Here is an 837-nt window from a genome sequence, read left to right as displayed (position 1 = left end):
AATTAACGTGGTAGGTGCAATTCTATTAGGGCCAGTTCCTACAGTCCTAATTGCCTTTGTTACTGCCATCATTCGAATCCTTACAGGGACAGGATCATTATTAGCGATCCCTGGCAGTGTTATTGGCGCATTATGTGCTGCTCTCGCTTATAAATACAGCAGTAAAATGTGGTTAGCTGGCATTGGCGAAATCATTGGAACAGGAATTCTTGCTTCACTGATCGCTGTACCTTATGCAAATTTACTAATGGGGACCTCCGTAGCTGCCTTATTCTTCATGCCAGCCTTTTTAACATCCAGTACTATTGGTGCTCTTTTAGGCGTAGTGATTGCTAACAGTTTGCGGAAGACCGTCCTAGTAAAGAGCTTTAATTCTTCACTTTATTGAGTGAACGGGTTCTGTGTTTTTATATAGTATTAGATGGAGAAATTCCATTATATCTGATGATAACTTTGTTTGTTCTTTTAGAGCGGGGACATTTGCTTTTGGAGCGGATACCTGTCTCTTTGGAGCGCTTTCCCTCACTTTATGAGCGAATACACCACCCCTTGGAGCGCTTCTCCTTACTTTTCGAGCGGTTACCTGTCTCTTTGGAGCGCTTTCCTTCACTTTATGAGCGGTTACCTGTCTCCTTGGAGCGCTTTCTCTTACTTTTGGAGCGGTTACCTGTCTCCTTGGAGCGCTTTCCTTACTTTATGAGCGGATACACCACTCTTTGGAGCGCTTCTCCTTACTTTCGAGCGGAGACCTGTCTCCTTAGAGCGCTTTCCCTTACTTTTGGAGCGGTTACCTGTCTCCTTGGAGCGCTTTCTTTTCTTTTTGAGCGGATACACCAC

The 837-nt window shown here is 44.6% G+C and carries 1 protein-coding gene; it reads left to right on the top strand.

The features are described from left to right. The coding region (thiW, locus tag RT445_RS20985) for an energy coupling factor transporter S component ThiW (protein WP_313471493.1) at positions 1 to 388 on the top strand (388 nt) is incomplete at its 5' end. Between the last annotated feature and the right edge of the window lie 449 nt (positions 389 to 837).

The sequence above is a fragment of the Lysinibacillus sp. genome (assembly GCF_032093475.1).
In the GTDB taxonomy this organism is placed as follows: domain Bacteria; phylum Bacillota; class Bacilli; order Bacillales_A; family Planococcaceae; genus Lysinibacillus; species Lysinibacillus irui.
The sequence above is the reverse complement of the archived record's forward strand: the minus strand, read 5'-3'. Positions and strand labels throughout refer to the sequence as shown.